This is a genomic window from Capnocytophaga sp. oral taxon 335 str. F0486 (genome assembly GCF_000277665.1).
Classification (GTDB): Bacteria; Bacteroidota; Bacteroidia; order Flavobacteriales; family Flavobacteriaceae; genus Capnocytophaga; species Capnocytophaga ochracea.
Genome location: NZ_AKFR01000015.1, coordinates 65,592 through 80,936, shown reverse-complemented (window position 1 = coordinate 80,936; position 15,345 = coordinate 65,592). Strand labels below are relative to the sequence as shown.

13 protein-coding genes and 1 tRNA gene are annotated in these 15,345 nt (G+C 39.4%); 12 read left to right on the top strand and 2 right to left on the bottom strand.

Annotation, left to right across the window (positions count from 1 at the left end; all coding sequences use genetic code 11):
* The first annotated feature begins 18 nt into the window (after window positions 1-18).
* From HMPREF1320_RS03030 to HMPREF1320_RS02975, 12 genes are all read left to right on the top strand, one after another.
* Entirely contained in the window at window positions 19-1,011 is a 993-nt protein-coding gene (locus HMPREF1320_RS03030) for a DNA-directed RNA polymerase subunit alpha (RefSeq protein WP_002675075.1), read from the top strand.
* Window positions 1,012-1,042: 31 nt separating this feature from the next.
* On the top strand, window positions 1,043-1,528 hold the full coding sequence (gene rplQ / locus HMPREF1320_RS03025) for a 50S ribosomal protein L17 (RefSeq protein WP_002675077.1): 486 nt from the start codon (window positions 1,043-1,045) through the stop codon (window positions 1,526-1,528).
* A gap of 813 nt (window positions 1,529-2,341) precedes the next feature.
* Window positions 2,342-3,208 (top strand): hypothetical protein, encoded by an 867-nt coding sequence (locus HMPREF1320_RS03020; RefSeq protein WP_009751579.1) that lies wholly within the window; start codon window positions 2,342-2,344, stop codon window positions 3,206-3,208.
* 250 nt (window positions 3,209-3,458) lie between these two features.
* Entirely contained in the window at window positions 3,459-4,577 is a 1,119-nt protein-coding gene (gene recF / locus HMPREF1320_RS03015) for a DNA replication/repair protein RecF (protein ID WP_009751506.1), read from the top strand.
* An 86-nt stretch (window positions 4,578-4,663) separates the two neighbouring features.
* On the top strand, window positions 4,664-7,153 hold the full coding sequence (locus HMPREF1320_RS03010) for an O-antigen ligase family protein (protein WP_009751541.1): 2,490 nt from the start codon (window positions 4,664-4,666) through the stop codon (window positions 7,151-7,153).
* Between the two features lie 5 nt (window positions 7,154-7,158).
* Window positions 7,159-7,719 (top strand): bifunctional pyr operon transcriptional regulator/uracil phosphoribosyltransferase PyrR, encoded by a 561-nt coding sequence (gene pyrR / locus HMPREF1320_RS03005; protein WP_009417399.1) that lies wholly within the window; start codon window positions 7,159-7,161, stop codon window positions 7,717-7,719.
* Between the two features lie 35 nt (window positions 7,720-7,754).
* On the top strand, window positions 7,755-8,441 hold the full coding sequence (locus HMPREF1320_RS03000) for a hypothetical protein (RefSeq protein ID WP_034553972.1): 687 nt from the start codon (window positions 7,755-7,757) through the stop codon (window positions 8,439-8,441).
* 10 nt (window positions 8,442-8,451) lie between these two features.
* Complete coding sequence (locus HMPREF1320_RS02995) at window positions 8,452-8,802, top strand: SPOR domain-containing protein (protein WP_009410186.1); 351 nt, start codon at window positions 8,452-8,454, stop codon at window positions 8,800-8,802.
* A 19-nt stretch (window positions 8,803-8,821) separates the two neighbouring features.
* Window positions 8,822-10,276, top strand: a complete 1,455-nt coding sequence (locus HMPREF1320_RS02990; protein WP_009751588.1) for a sensor histidine kinase — start codon at window positions 8,822-8,824, stop codon at window positions 10,274-10,276.
* 20 nt (window positions 10,277-10,296) lie between these two features.
* A complete protein-coding gene (locus HMPREF1320_RS02985) occupies window positions 10,297-10,743 on the top strand; it encodes a copper resistance protein NlpE N-terminal domain-containing protein (protein WP_009417407.1) in 447 nt (148 codons plus the stop codon).
* Between the two features lie 156 nt (window positions 10,744-10,899).
* On the top strand, window positions 10,900-11,508 hold the full coding sequence (locus HMPREF1320_RS02980) for a bifunctional nuclease family protein (RefSeq protein WP_009410183.1): 609 nt from the start codon (window positions 10,900-10,902) through the stop codon (window positions 11,506-11,508).
* A 12-nt stretch (window positions 11,509-11,520) separates the two neighbouring features.
* Window positions 11,521-12,948 (top strand): NupC/NupG family nucleoside CNT transporter, encoded by a 1,428-nt coding sequence (locus HMPREF1320_RS02975; RefSeq protein ID WP_009751561.1) that lies wholly within the window; start codon window positions 11,521-11,523, stop codon window positions 12,946-12,948.
* A gap of 682 nt (window positions 12,949-13,630) precedes the next feature.
* Here the strand turns inward: HMPREF1320_RS02975 and HMPREF1320_RS02970 are convergent.
* Both HMPREF1320_RS02970 and HMPREF1320_RS02965 read right to left on the bottom strand, forming a co-directional pair.
* Window positions 13,631-13,704, bottom strand: a tRNA-Asn gene (locus tag HMPREF1320_RS02970).
* A gap of 215 nt (window positions 13,705-13,919) precedes the next feature.
* A complete protein-coding gene (locus HMPREF1320_RS02965; protein WP_009751581.1) occupies window positions 13,920-15,302 on the bottom strand; it encodes a dipeptidase in 1,383 nt (460 codons plus the stop codon).
* Window positions 15,303-15,345: the final 43 nt, after the last annotated feature.

Sequence of the window (15,345 nt, the reverse complement as noted above, 5' to 3'; positions counted from 1 at the left end):
AAAGACAGCAGTCAAATTATGGCATTATTCAACTTCCAAAAACCAGATAAAGTTATAATGATTGAATCATCTGATTTCGAAGGACGATTTGAGTTTCGCCCTTTGGAACCAGGGTATGGTTTAACAATAGGTAACGCATTACGAAGAGTTATGCTTTCTTCGTTAGAAGGTTTTGCAATCACTTCTGTGAAATTTGATAAAGTAGGACACGAATTTTCTACTATATCAGGAGTAAGAGAAGATGTTACTGAAATTATTCTCAATTTGAAACAAATACGTTTTAAACGCCAGATTGAGGATATAGAAAACGAAACAGCAACTATTACTGTTTCTGGTAAAAGACAATTGACTGCCGGTGATTTTCAAAAAGCTCTTTCAGGTTTTCAAGTATTAAATACTGATTTGGTGATTTGCAATATGGATTCTTCAGCTTCTTTTACAATAGAGGTTACTATTGAAAAAGGACGTGGTTATGTTTCGGCTGAAGAAAATGCAAAACCAAATGCACCGATAGGTGTAATTGCTACTGATGCAATTTTTACCCCTATTAAAAATGTGAAATATTCTATTGAAAATTATCGTGTTGAACAAAAAACAGACTACGAGAAGTTAGTCTTTGAAATTAAAACCGATGGGTCTATACACCCTAAACAAGCACTTACAGAAGCTGCAAAAACACTCATTCATCACTTTATGCTCTTCTCCGACGAGAGAATTACTTTAGAGGCTGATGAAATAGCACAAACTGATACTTATGATGAAGAATCATTGCATATGCGCCAGTTGCTAAAAACTAAGTTGGTGGATATGGACTTATCCGTTCGTGCACTCAATTGTTTGAAAGCTGCCGAAGTAGAAACATTAGGTGATTTGGTATCTTTCAATAAAGCCGATTTGATGAAGTTTAGAAACTTCGGAAAGAAATCATTAATTGAGCTTGATGAGTTGGTAGTCAATAAAGGTTTAGTGTTTGGTATGGACACCTCGAAGTATAAATTGGATAAAGATTAACTCGCTCTTGCGATATTTTAACTAAGGAAAAATGAGACACGGAAATAAAATTAATCATTTAGGAAGAAAAACTGCTCACAGAAATTCAATGCTTGCCAATATGGCGAACTCACTGATTGAGCATAAACGTATTAACACTACTTTGGCAAAAGCAAAGGCTTTAAAATTATTTGTAGAGCCTTTGGTAACCAAATCTAAAGAAGATACCACTCACAACCGTCGTATCGCTTTTAGTAAATTGCGCAATAAATATGCTGTTACCGAGCTTTTCAAAGAAGTGGCTGTAAAGGTAGGCGACCGCCCAGGTGGATACACTCGTATCATTAAATTAGGAAACCGTTTGGGCGATAACGCTGAAATGGCTATGATTGAGTTTGTAGATTACAACACTACTTACAACGTAGCTAAAACCGCTAAGAAGAAAACTACCCGCCGTGGTAGAAAGAAAGCAACTGCTGAAGAAACTCCAGCTACAGCCGAAGTTAAACCAGAGGCTACTGCTGAAGCTACTGAATAATATTGCAGTTTATTAGGTTCGTAAATTATAAAAAAGGGCTTGCCGTCGGCAAGCCCTTTTTTATTGTGTAAGATTTCTTTTTTAAGGCTATTTTTAGCTTTTTATATAAAGAGTTTAAGATGAGGTGAGGTTGATGTAAGAAAAGTGTAGTTTAGGCTACAGAAATCATACAAATCTTTAAAAAATCGAACAAATAGGTAGCAAGCTACTTGAAAAAGCCAATAATACTAGAAATATTTAACTTTGCCAAAGGTGCGAGCCGCACAGGCTGTTGAATTAGCAAATTTGGAGAGTTGAGGGGTTCGGAAGGAAACGGAGAAGTTCGGAAGAAGTAATTTAGGTAAAAGGTAAAAAATGAGCTGTAAGGAGGGTGGGGTTAGCTTATAGAGAGCTTATAGGAAGCTTATACGAATCTTGGACGATTGGTATAGAAAGGGTGTATAAGTAGTTGATTCATACTGTGATACAACAACGCAAAAAATGTTAAAAACGGGGTTTCGAGGCGAAAGAAATAGAAAAGGCAATAGGCCTTAGGCCATAGGCACTAGGGGGGAGTGTGACAGAAAAGAGATTTAGTAAATTAGCAAGTTTGGAAATTAGAAAATTAGCAGATTAGGTGTGAGTGGCACGACTGGGAAATTAGAGAATTAGAAAATTTGGAAATTAGAAAATTAGCAGATTAGGCGTGAGCACATAGACAGGAAGGTTAGCAAATGGTTTGTGTTATATGTAAAACAAAAAAGGTGATGAAATATTTGGTGGAGAACAAAAAAGTATGTATTTTTGTGCCGATTAACAAATACTTTTTAAACGATGAAGAAAATATTTTTAGCTTTAATAGCAATAGCTACTTTTGTAGCTTGTAATAAGGACAATGGGGGAAGTGAGGAAGGTGTTTCAGCTAAACACCCTAAGAAAATTATTTCAACAAGTCCTTATCTTCGGGTAGAACGTATATTTGAATTGTATGACGATGCCCGTCCTAAGAAAGAATCTTATACACACTATCAAGCGGATACTGTTTCGTATTCTTCTGTTACAGAATATGAATATGATGGCAAACGCCCTGTAAAAAAGAGATATGGTGATTATGAGGACTCTTATTTTTACAACAATGGAAAATTAGAACGTGAGGTGTCTAAATCTAAATATAATAGCACTCCTTCAACAACAGAATATCAATATGATGGCAATGGGAGAGTCATTAAAAAACTAACTCGTTACCGTCAGGATAATTATGAAGAAGTAAACTACCAGTATAGTGAAGCAAACAAAATAATCGCTAGTAAAGAGAGATTTGTAGAAAACAAAAAAATATATTCATCACGTACATATACTTTAGATGCTAATGGGAATGTAGTAAAACAAGAGTATAAAGATTATAGAGATTATGACATTGTTGTTACCTATGAATATGATAATAAAATAAACCCTTTGTTTTCTCCTACATTTAGAGATTTATATCCGGATTATTTTACAACAGGGGTAAGCAGAAACAATATTATCAAGCAAACCAAAACAGAAACTAATCCAAAGGAACCTAACAAGGTTTCTAAGGTAACTTTTAGAACTGTTTATGAATATAACGGCGATTATCCTGTAAGAGATACGTATTACTCAGTTCCTAATGAAGAAAATAAACCTGAGGAAAAATTGTCTGTTACAGAATATATTTATTAGAAAGAACAATATTTTCAATTTTAGAAAAGAACGTTCAGAATAAAAGTAGCTTAAAAAAGTAGAGAAAATAGCGTTTTTCTCTACTTTTTTGTTTTTATGAGACAGATTAAAATTAGTAGAAAGCCTTAGTTTTCGGAGTACTCTGAGTTTTCATACTTTCTCGGAGAGGATCAGAGAATATCTAGGAGGCATTACCCAATCGACAAATTTGGTAATTCACAAATTATTCGTACCTTTGCACTAACAAATGATGTTTCTCAAACAAATATCGGTCGTAAACTACAAGAACATACTCTCACAAGCGTATGCCTTTAGCCCTACTATCAACTGTTTTGTAGGAGATAACGGTGTAGGGAAAACGAATCTGCTTGATGCTATTTATCACTTAGGTATGGCAAAGAGCTACTTTACTACTTCGGCAGTGCAGAGTGTACGCCACGGCGAGGAGTTTTATCTTATCGAAGGACAGTTTCGGCAAGAAGAACGTGAAGAACAGATAGTGTGTAGCCTTAAAAAAGGACAGAAGAAAGTAATGAAACACAATGGTAAAGCCTATGAACGTCTGGCTGACCATATAGGTAAATACCCTATGGTGCTTATCTCACCTTCCGACCGCGACTTGATAGTAGAAGGTAGTGAAACACGCCGTAAGTTTTTGGATAGTGTGATTTCGCAAACCGATAGAGCTTACTTAGAACTGCTTTTGCGCTACAACCGCACGCTCTTGCAACGCAATACGTTACTGAAACAAATGGCAGAAGGAGGCGTTTTCTCTTTAGAGACTTTGCACATTTACGATGAGCAGTTGGCACCCTTAGGACAACACATTTATGAGAAACGGCGAGCTTTTATGGAAGAGTTTTTGCCTATCTTTAGCGAGCAGTACGCGTATATTTCGGGGGGTAAGGAACGAGTGAGTTTGCATTACGACAGTAGTTTGCACCAAAGTGATTTGGCTACCCAGCTTGTCGAAAATACTGAGCGAGACCGCAGTGCGCAATACACTACCGCAGGTATTCACAAGGACGATTTGCTTTTTGAGATTGAGGGCTACCCGATGAAGAAGTATGGCAGTCAGGGACAACAGAAGTCGTTTTTGATAGCCTTAAAGCTATCGCAGTTTGAAGTGTTGAAGCAATCGTTAGGGGTTACACCCATAGTGCTTTTAGATGATATTTTTGATAAGCTCGACGATACTCGCGTAACGCAGTTGGTGCAGTTGGTTACTCAAAAACATTTCGGACAGCTTTTTATTACCGACACTCATTCGCAACGCACCGAAGACGTAGTGAAGCAAACGGGACTAGCGTATGAGATGATTCAAATAGGTGCGAGCCGCACGGGCAGTAAGAGCCACAAAAGCAGGTAAAAGATAAGAGATAAAAGGTAAATGAGAAGAGAAAGTGACTTTTACAGATATTAATTGTTAGTTGAAAATTTATATAAATACATAAGATGAAACCCAACAAGAAGAAAACACCCAGCAAGAATCCTATTAAACCTACCCTCACAGTGAGTGAGGAAAGGAGTTCGAGTATGAAGCTTTTGGCGAGTGTCTTGCTCATTGCCTATGGCTATGTAACGGTACTTACCCCTAACTGGATGGCATTCGACTCCAATGCTACAAAGTTTTACACCTTTGCTATTCTGAACTTGATAGTAGTAGGACTTGTGTTTTTTATTAAAGAATTCAGAGAACGCACACAATTACTGTTTGGCTTTTTTACCAATAAAATAGGGATTGCTTACTGCCTGATAATGGTATTGGCATTGCTCTCGTTTACCAAAGCTATTGATATAGAAGAAGCGATTTTGCACTTCTTTAAGATATTTACAGCTTTCTCAGCTGCTTGGATGGTATCGGCTTTGGTAATTTACAACAAAAAGAGTTTAGTACATTTGGCAGTTGCGATGACAATTCTTTTGTGTTATGACTTTTTGGTAACCCTCGACGGAGTAAAAGGCATCATCAAGGGTATTAGTGCCGATTACAATATCAAAGGCTCGTATTCTAACAAGAATATTTTGGCTTCGGCTATGTTTATTAAGATACCTTTTGCTATCTGGTTGTTTTATTTTCACAAAAACACCTTGCGTATCATCGGAGGGATAGGTGTTTTAGTCGGTACTTTGGCAATCTTCTTTATGAGTACCCGTGCTTTCTACTTAGCAACTATTCTTACAACGCTTATCTTCATCACGTATGGTGCTATCGACTATTTTATCTTAAAACGCCGTGAAACGGGCGTAAAAGTACTGATGCACGTAGGCTTGGTAGTTCTTGCTTTTGGTATTTTCTCGTTTGTACAGAACTATTTATACCCTCAACAAGTGCGACAAAGCACCAGTTTCGGGGCTCGTTTGGCTGAGGTAGCTAACCAAGAGAATACCAGTAACAATTTGCGTAAAACTGCTTGGGTGATTACCACTACCGATATGATTCCTAACGACCCACTGTTGGGTGTAGGCATTGGTAACTGGAAGGTACGCTTCTTACAGTATGAGAATTCTTATAGTCCGCATTATATTTATATGTATAAGAACCACAACGACTTTTTGGAGCTCACCGCCGAAGCGGGAATCTTCGCAGGGTTGGCGTTCTTGGCTATCTTCCTCTTGGCAGCTTATTATTTCCTAAGAGGCACTTATAAAAACAAGAATCCTGAGCAAGAGCAATGGTTTTTCTTACCATTGTTTGGTCTCTTTGCTTATTCGTTTGATGCGTTCTTTAACTTTCCTCAAGACCGCCCCGAAATTCAAGCCCTTTTTGGTATTTATGTAGGGATAGCAGTAGGCTTGGCAGTATTGTATTTCAGTAAGAAAAAAGGAGAAGAGCGCAAATTGCCAATGAGTGTTGTAGGTTTTATAGGAGCAGTAGCCGTGGTGGCAATGGTTTTGAATGTGGTAGTAGAGCGTATGTACTTTGATTCTTCTAAAATACAACGTATGGTAAAAGAAGAGCAACAAGGGGTGCGTCCTACTAAATCACCTTCGGATTACCTGATACGCAACTATCCTCGTATTCCAAATCTCACGGCAGTGGCTGAGCCTGTAGATGTAGAAAAAGCGCGTTACTTGATAGACGAAAAGAAATTCGATGAGGCACGTAAAGTATTGGCTTCCATTCATTACCACCCTTATGATGCGCGCCCTGAGTATTTTACTGCTGTATCATACTTTATGGAAGAAAACAAAAACAACGATAGTATTTATAAATATGCTCATAAAGCCCGAATGATAAAGCCTAATTTCTTCGGTAACCTAAATTTAGAGACCTTTGCGCTAAACAATATGGGTAAAGAACAAGAATCGATTCACTTGCTCAAACAGTATTTAGGCTTGGAGAAAGACAGTGTGCAGAAAACACAACCTAAGTGGAAAACTATACTGAAAAACCGTTTCCACGTAGATGTAGATAGAGACGCTCTTCGCGGTAATCGCAGTGAAGTACAAGCGTGGAACTCTTTGGCTTATCTGCAAGAGAAAAATAACTTAATAGCTGATGCTCGTGCTACCTTAGATAGTGCTATTGTGTATTTGCCCGACAATAAAGATATAATTAATAACCGCAACAAGATTATCTCGCGTATGCAGGTAGAACAGTTTGCCCCTCTTTACACTCAGGCAATGCAACTCTATTTGCAGCAACGTTATGCTGAAGCAATTCCTATATTTACGAGATTTTTGGAGAAAGTCCCTGCTCATATAGACGGGCTCAGGTATCGTGCTATTAGTTACTACAACACTCAGCAATACCAGAAATCCATTAACGATATGGCTGAAATGGAGAGCTTAGGAGTGTCCGTAGATGCTATACTGAATAATTATCGTGCCTCTTGCTACTATATGTTGGGCGACAAGGCGAATGCTAAAGTCTTTTTCCAAAAAGCCGCTAGCGAAGGCAATACCGATGCTCAACGCAACTTAAATACCCTCAGTTTTTAAGTCAAATGAATACCTATACAAAACAAATCCTCAGCGAGAAGGAACTCCAAGTAATGCTACACCGCCTCGCTTGTGAGCTGATAGAAAACCATAACGATTTCTCGAATACGGTTTTTATCGGTATCCAGCCCCGTGGCACTTATTTAGCTGAGCGATTGGTAGAACTACTTACTAACGAATACCACATTGCTGATATTCCATTAGGCTTATTGGATATTACTTTCTTTCGCGACGATTTTAGGCGCACAAGTAGACCTCTTGAAGCCAACTCTACTGCTGTCGACTTTATCGTCGAAAACAAGAGAGTGGTATTTATAGACGATGTGCTCTACACAGGGCGCAGTATTCGCGCTGCTCTCAGTGCCATACAGAGCTTCGGGCGCCCTTCTGAAATAGAGCTCTTAGTGCTTATTGATAGGCGTTTTAGTCGTCATCTCCCCATACAACCCGATTACAGCGGTAAGCAAGTAGACGCTATCAATGATGAACGTGTGGTAGTACACTGGAAACAAAACGACGGAGAAGACTCAGTAGAGGTAATAAGTAAAGTGGGTGAGCTGGTGTAGCAGAGAATGTAAGTAAGAGATAAGGAATATGTGATATGGTAATAGCAATTCTTACAGTCTTTATAATGCTGAACGTAGTGCTGAAACTCAGTTTTTGGAAACTGTGGCAACACGTGTTATTTGCAGCTGTTTGTTTCTTGTTTGTATGGTTGGCTACTGATTTTGCCTCAGAACAGTCACAAGTTACCCTCCAAACAATGCTCAGCAACCCCAAAGTGCTCGGTAATATCACTGTACTGCTCACCGTAGAAACTGCTGTGTGTATGGCGTATTGTTTTACTTCACTACGTACGCTTTTCAAAGGTAAAGAAAGTCGCTGGCATAAAGTTTTGCAGTGGTATCCTAACCTGCTTATCTTTCCTGCATTGTTCTATGTACTCACTCAAGCTATCTTTTATTATACAGGGGTATCGTTTGAGCATATTGCCTTTTGGATAGGTGCGAGTGTGATAGTTTTCATAATATTAGGTTCTTTGGGTCTTCAAAAGCTGTTACCTGAGAAAGACCTGCGCTTAGAGCTACACTTTTTGGTGAGTTTGCTTATCACTCTCTTAGGACTTATAGGTACTGCTAACGGACAAATACTCTACGTTCCCCAAAGTGAACCTATCAATTTAAAAGTATTGGGAGGTATATTTACTTTCTTTATAGCCTTGTTTGGCATAGGCTTTGGATTTAGTAAATTGTATTGGTTCTTACGCCAAAGAAAACAAAAGAATTAAATTTATATTGATGATGAAAAACATATTTATAGCTGGAATACTATTGCTCACAAGCGCTTCCTATGCACAAATAACTATTAGTCAGGAAAAGAATATAGCCGATGCTATGGAACTCAAAAAGGAAATAGCTCGTACCGAGAGCGCTTTCCAAGTACAAATCTATAATGGCAATATCACCGAAGCTAATAAAGTAATGCTCGATGCCAAAAGCAAATACAAACAATACCCTGTATTGCTCACTTTCGAGTCGCCTAACTACAAAGTGCGCCTTGGTAGTTTCCGTACGCGTTTAGAGGCTGAGAAGAAACTTGTAGAGATTAAAAAATCTTATCCCGCAGCCTTTGTGATAGGCTTAAAATAACCTGTAATAAGGGGACACTATGTTTAAAAAAAACACCCTTCGCTTTCAGATATTCCTCAGTATGACCCTACTCGTGCTAGTAGCTTTCGCTATTTTGGCTTTCGTAATGATTGGGCAGTATAAAAAACAGGCATTAGAATATCACGATGAGCGACTTATCGACAAGGAAAACCAAATCAAGATGCAGATACAATATGTATTCTCGCAAACCACTTTCCCTGTCGAAACCCCTTATATACCCCTTATCTTTCGGGAGGATATCTACAGCATTGCCAATATCCAAAACCTAAACTTTGCCCTCTATGACCTCGACGGCGTTCTGCTAAAAAGCTCCAAAGCCTCTCTCTCGCCCGACCAAGATGCGTTTTTTATTCCTCCTGATGTACTGCATCAGCTTTCCGCTACACTCAATAAACGTCTTGTTGAGCACCACGAATTTGCAGGGCGTGGTTACCAAACCTCTTACAGTTATATTACCGATTTGCAGTTCAAGCCTATCGCTATTCTCAACATTCCTTATTTCGAGAACGACACCTTCAACGAGCGCGCTTTAAAAGGGTCGCTGTATAACTTAGCGATGGTGTATTTCTCGCTCTTAGTAGTTGCCCTTGCGGTAGCTTACTTCATTTCTAAATATATTACCAAATCGCTTAAAACTATCGAAGGTCGTTTAGAGAAAACTCGTTTGCTCTCCCAAAACGAAAAGATACTTCTCAAATCTGCCCCTGCCGAGATTACCGAGTTGGTAAATGCCTATAACGGAATGATTGATGAGATTGAGAACAGCAAAGCCCTTTTGGCGCAATCCGAACGCGAACAAGCGTGGCGCGATATGGCAAAGCAGGTAGCACACGAAATCAAAAATCCTCTTACTCCTATGCGTCTCTCCGTGCAAAGTTATCAACGCAAAGCCCTTCGAGAGCCTCAAACCGCTGAACAAACTAATGAATTTTGCGAATCTCTTATCCAACAGATAGACATATTGAGTAATATTTCTACTGCCTTCTCAGCACTTACCAATATGCCTGCTAAAAACGATGAGGAATTCGATTTTGTGTCTGTTATCAAACGCACTTTAGATATCTTTAATTCTGATGAAATTCACTTCACCCATTCTCACGATGAGATTATAAGTGTATTCGATAAAGACCAGCTCGGTCGTGTAGTTACCAATTTGGTGAAAAATGCGCTACAAGCTACCGAAAACGAACCTTTCCCTTCTATTGAAGTGAGCCTTAATAAAACCGATACCGATATTACTCTAAAAGTAAAAGACAATGGTACGGGTATCCCCGACGCCGATAAAGAAAAGATATTCGAACCAAAATTCACTACCAAAACCAGTGGTAGTGGCTTGGGATTAGCAATGGTGAAAAACATCGTACTTTCCTACGGGGGTAGCATTCATTTTACTTCCGAAGTAGGAAAGGGAAGTGAATTTACTGTAGTATTGGTACACTTTTTGAATAAGTAAATAAATAAACATTATATTTTATGAAAAATCACATCTTAACATTGGGAGTTGCTGTGCTTATGCTCGCCTCCTGCCAAAACAATCCTTCACAAACTGCTAACACTGTAGTAAGTGAAACCACTACTATGATGGAGAATGCTGCTGAAAAAGTAGAAGAAATGGTAACTCCTCAATTGTTAGCTACTTATGTAGGTACTCTTCCTGCAGCCGATTGCGGCGGAATGGCTACCGTTATCCATCTCTATGCCGATGACACCTATGTAAAACAAGAAAACTGTGCAAGCAAAAACTTCGAATCTAAAGAAGAAGGTAAAGTAGAACACACTGATAAAGGTTTTACACTCGTTTCTAAAGCTGATAATCACAAATCTTTCTATATTACCAAAGGCGATAATATCGTACAAGTAGGTGAAGATGGTAAAGAACCTAAAATGGTAAAAGAATATACTCTTACCAAACAAATGTAACAAGTAAAATCTTATGTAAAGCGAAGGCTGTTCAATCTTGTATTGAACAGCCTTTTCTTTTACAAAGAAGAAAAAAATATGTAAAAAATCTTTTGTAGTTAAAATAATTGTTATAACTTTACCCCCTAATTTGTATTTTATGTTAGCAAATTTCCAATGGATTTAGTGCGTCTTTTCATAAAAAGGATATCATACAATCAATCGCAGAACGATGCCTTTGTGCTTATAATGCACGAGGTCGAGACCGATTTAAAGCTACCCATCGTCATTGGTACCTTTGAAGCACAATCTATTGCCTTGGAATTAGAGAAGAGTCTTGTACCTCCTCGACCCCTTACGCACGACCTCTTCAAGATATTCGCCGATACTTTCAGTATACAGATAAAAAGAGTCGTGATTTACAAATTAGAAGAAGGCATTTTCTACTCCAATATCCTCTGTGTACAAAATGGTCAAGAATACACCATCGAAGCTCGTACCAGCGATGCCATCGCCATTGCCTTGCGTTGCAACGCACCCATCTACACCTATCGAGATATCATTCAAAGAGCCGGCATTTATATCCCTCTGCTCAACGATGAGCCTTCCAATACCATAAGTCCTTCGTTAGACAATGTTGATGAGGAAGATAGCAGCCGAAACAGATATACTAAATACGCCTTACCCGAACTAAAAACAATGCTAAATGACTGTATCGAAAATGAAGATTACGAAATGGCAGCGCTTATCAGAGATGAAATCTCTAAACGCGATAGTACTTTTTAAAACTATATACCAATGAAAAAAAACATAACCATCGGAAGCCTTAGCTTCCTTTTACCACTCATAAGTGTCGCCCAAGACGCTACACAATCTCCTACTACACAAACCGCCACTACACAAGTAATGAAGGCTGTCGCTAGCGAAGGTTTCACTCTCGAAAGTTTTACTCGTGGCGTGGTAGGTATGATTACCCTCCTGTTTATCGCCTATCTTTTCAGTAGCAATAGGCGCGCTATTAATTGGAAGACTATTGGCATAGGCTTAGCCCTACAACTCTCCATTGCAATAGGTATTCTAAAAGTAGGCTTTATACAAGACGCCTTCGATTTTGCCGGTAGTATCTTTGTGCTCATATTAGATTTCACAAGAGCAGGTAGTCAGTTTCTCCTCGGTAACTTAGTCGATACCAATAGCATAGGCTATATCTTCGCTTTCCAAGTACTCCCCACCATCATCTTCTTTTCTGCACTCACCTCCCTATTGTTCTATTTAGGTGTTATTCAGGTAATAGTGCGTGGTATGGCGTGGGCATTGTCTAAACTGCTGAATATTTCAGGTGCCGAAAGTCTTTCGGTTACGGGGAACATCTTCTTAGGACAAACCGAAGCCCCTCTGATGATTAAAGCCTATTTAGCCAAAATGACTCGCTCCGAAATCCTCCTTGTGATGATAGGCGGAATGGCTACCGTAGCAGGAGGCGTTATGGCTGCTTATATCCAATACCTCGGTGGCGACGACCCCCAAATGCGCTTGCTCTTCGCCCGACACCTCTTAGCAGCTTCCGTAATGGCTGCCCCCGGTGCTATCGTAGTTTCCAAGATGCTATGCCCTCAAACCGAGCAATTCTCTAACGATTCGCACGTCTCTATGGAGAATGTAGGTTCCAATGTGCTCGACGCTATCGCCAATGGTACTACCGAAGGACTTAAACTCGCTGCCAATGTAGCGGCTATGCTTTTAGTATTTGTGGCTTTTATCGCAATGATTAATTATTTCTTTAATTGGGTAGGTTATCAAACACATCTCAACAATATCATAGCTAGCAATACTCCTTATAACGGACTCTCTTTAGAAATGATTTTAGGTACCGTTTTCTCACCCGTTATGTGGCTCGCTGGTATTGCCAAAGAAGACGTTATGCTGATGGGACAATTGCTTGGTATTAAGCTCTCCTCCTCAGAATTTGTAGCTTACACTCAGTTAGCTGCTCTAAAAGATATGACGAGTGCTCCTCACTTAATGTATAACAAATCTATCATTATGGCTACCTATATGCTTTGCGGTTTTGCCAATTTCGCCTCCATAGGCATTCAAATAGGTGGTATAGGTGCCTTAGCCCCCAACCAACGCAAAACACTCTCTCAATTCGGCTTAAAAGCCGTTCTCGGGGGTACTTTAGCCTCTCTGTTATCCGCAACTATCGCTGGAATGATTATCGGGTAACCACACTTTTCTAAATAACACAAGCTTAAAATCGCTTTTTATACCATAACACTTTGCCAAAGGTTCTGAACACCTATCGTTCTACAACTTTGGCAAAGTTTTTTATTGCCTATTTTGCTACAATCCCCCGTGTAGCTCGTACCCGTCCGTCCAGCTCACACCTAATTTGCTAATTCTCTTTCCCGTCACACTCCCTCCTAGTGCCTATGGCCTAAGGCCTAATACCTCTTCCCTTTTCTTTCGCCACGAAACCCCATTTTTAACATTTTTTACGTTGTTGTATCACAGTATGAATCAACTACTTATATACCCTTTCTATACCAATCGTCCAAGATTCGTATAAGCTTCCTATAAGCTCTCTATAAGCTAACCCCACCCTCCTTACAGCTCATTTTTTATCTTTTACCTGAATTGCTTCTTCCGAACTTCTCCGTTTCCTTTCGCAGTGCCTTAATCTCTATTCCTTCTCTAAAAACTCTAACTAATCTTCACACCAGATAGCCCACCAGATTATTGTATTTTATAAAGATGAAATTAGTGCTATAAGGACTCATAGTCAGTTATTACAAAAAAGTGAATCGTATGAAAGAATGTAGAATGCTCACAACCGAGCTAAGGAATAAGATTTGTAAGAAGATAAAATAAAAAAAGCACTTACATTATGTAAGTGCTTTTTTTGTTGCTCCCCCTACTGGACTTGAACCAGTGACCCTCTGATTAACAGTCAGATGCTCTAACCAACTGAGCTAAGGAGGAATATATTCTACTTATGTTTTCCTTAATTGCGGTGCAAAGGTACAACTATTTTTGAAACCTGCAAATTTTTAAGCAGAAAAATATTATATATTTTTTAGCTGTATTGCTAAGTCGTTTATTTTCAATAATAATATAAAAAGACTTTACCAAAAATTTAATAGCCTCTCGTGCTACGAGTTTTGGTAAAGTCTTTATTACTATCTATGTAACTTGTATTACTTGTTTACAAAGTAGTGATAGAACCACGGAATGGTTTCAATACCTTTTAGGAAGTTGAAAATACCATAATGCTCGTTAGGTGAGTGGATAGCATCACTATCTAAACCAAAGCCTAAGAGAATAGATTTACTACCTAATTCTTCTTCAAAAAGGGCTACAATAGGGATACTACCTCCTGAACGTACAGGTATAGGCTCCTTGCCGAAGCTCGCTTGGCAGGCTTTTACTGCTGCTTGGTAAGCAGGCGTATCAGTAGGGGTTACATAGCCTTGTCCGCCGTGGTGCGGAGTTACTTTCACGCGCACACCTGCTGGTGCGATACTCTCAAAGTGTTTGGTGAAGAGCTCGGTAATTTCGTGGTTGTCTTGGTTAGGCACTAAGCGCATTGATATTTTGGCATAAGCCTTACTTGGGATTACGGTTTTAGCTCCTTGCCCTGTATAGCCTCCCCAGATACCATTTACATCAAGGGTAGGACGTATAGAGGCGCGCTCGGTAGTGGTATAGCCTTTTTCGCCATATACTTCATCGATATCTAAGGCTTTTTTGTAGGCTTCGAGTGAGAAGGGTGCTTTTGCCATTTCATCGCGTTCAGCTTGTGAGAGCTCTTCTACTTTGTCGTAGAAATGCGGAATGGTAATGCGGTTGTTCTCGTCGTGCAAAGAAGCAATCATTTTAGTAAGCACGTTGATAGGGTTCGCTACGGCACCACCGTATAAACCAGAGTGCAAATCGCGGTTAGCACTGGTAACTTCCACTTCCACATAGCTAAGTCCGCGTAAGCCCGTAGTGATAGAAGGGGTGTCATTAGCCAGCATACTGGTATCGGAAATGAGAATAATATCGTTTTTGAGTTTTTCGTGGTTGTTTTTTACAAACCAACTAAGGCTTCCTGAGCCTATTTCTTCCTCGCCTTCAATCATAAACTTCACATTGCAAGGGAGCACGTTGTTTTTCACCATATATTCAAGGGCTTTCACGTGCATAAACATTTGCCCCTTGTCGTCGCAAGCTCCACGAGCGAAGATAGCTCCATCGGGGTGAATATCGGTTTTTTTGATAACAGGCTCAAAAGGGTCAGATTCCCAAAGCTCAATAGGGTCAGCGGGTTGTACATCATAGTGCCCATATACTAAAACAGTAGGCAGGGCAGGGTCGATAGTTTTTTCGCCATATACGATAGGGTAGCCAGGGGTTTCACATATTTCCACCTTGTCGCAGCCAGCCTTCTCTAAGGCGTTTTTTACAGCATCGGCGGTGTTGAGCACATCCTGAGAATAGGCAGCATCAGCACTGATAGAGGGCATTTTAAGCAGTTCTATCAGTTCCGCAATAAAGCGGTCTTTGTTTTCATTGATATAATTTTTTACTGAATCCATATGTCAATTAACAATTTACAATTAATAATTATCAATTTGTGGT

Coding starts and splice junctions, on each gene's coding strand:
- HMPREF1320_RS03030 (WP_002675075.1), top strand. CDS start 19: ATGGCATTATTCAACTTCCAAAAACCAGATAAAGTTATAATGATTGAA.
- rplQ (WP_002675077.1), top strand. CDS start 1,043: ATGAGACACGGAAATAAAATTAATCATTTAGGAAGAAAAACTGCTCAC.
- HMPREF1320_RS03020 (WP_009751579.1), top strand. CDS start 2,342: ATGAAGAAAATATTTTTAGCTTTAATAGCAATAGCTACTTTTGTAGCT.
- recF (WP_009751506.1), top strand. CDS start 3,459: ATGTTTCTCAAACAAATATCGGTCGTAAACTACAAGAACATACTCTCA.
- HMPREF1320_RS03010 (WP_009751541.1), top strand. CDS start 4,664: ATGAAACCCAACAAGAAGAAAACACCCAGCAAGAATCCTATTAAACCT.
- pyrR (WP_009417399.1), top strand. CDS start 7,159: ATGAATACCTATACAAAACAAATCCTCAGCGAGAAGGAACTCCAAGTA.
- HMPREF1320_RS03000 (WP_034553972.1), top strand. CDS start 7,755: ATGGTAATAGCAATTCTTACAGTCTTTATAATGCTGAACGTAGTGCTG.
- HMPREF1320_RS02995 (WP_009410186.1), top strand. CDS start 8,452: ATGATGAAAAACATATTTATAGCTGGAATACTATTGCTCACAAGCGCT.
- HMPREF1320_RS02990 (WP_009751588.1), top strand. CDS start 8,822: ATGTTTAAAAAAAACACCCTTCGCTTTCAGATATTCCTCAGTATGACC.
- HMPREF1320_RS02985 (WP_009417407.1), top strand. CDS start 10,297: ATGAAAAATCACATCTTAACATTGGGAGTTGCTGTGCTTATGCTCGCC.
- HMPREF1320_RS02980 (WP_009410183.1), top strand. CDS start 10,900: ATGGATTTAGTGCGTCTTTTCATAAAAAGGATATCATACAATCAATCG.
- HMPREF1320_RS02975 (WP_009751561.1), top strand. CDS start 11,521: ATGAAAAAAAACATAACCATCGGAAGCCTTAGCTTCCTTTTACCACTC.
- HMPREF1320_RS02965 (WP_009751581.1), bottom strand. CDS start 15,302: ATGGATTCAGTAAAAAATTATATCAATGAAAACAAAGACCGCTTTATT.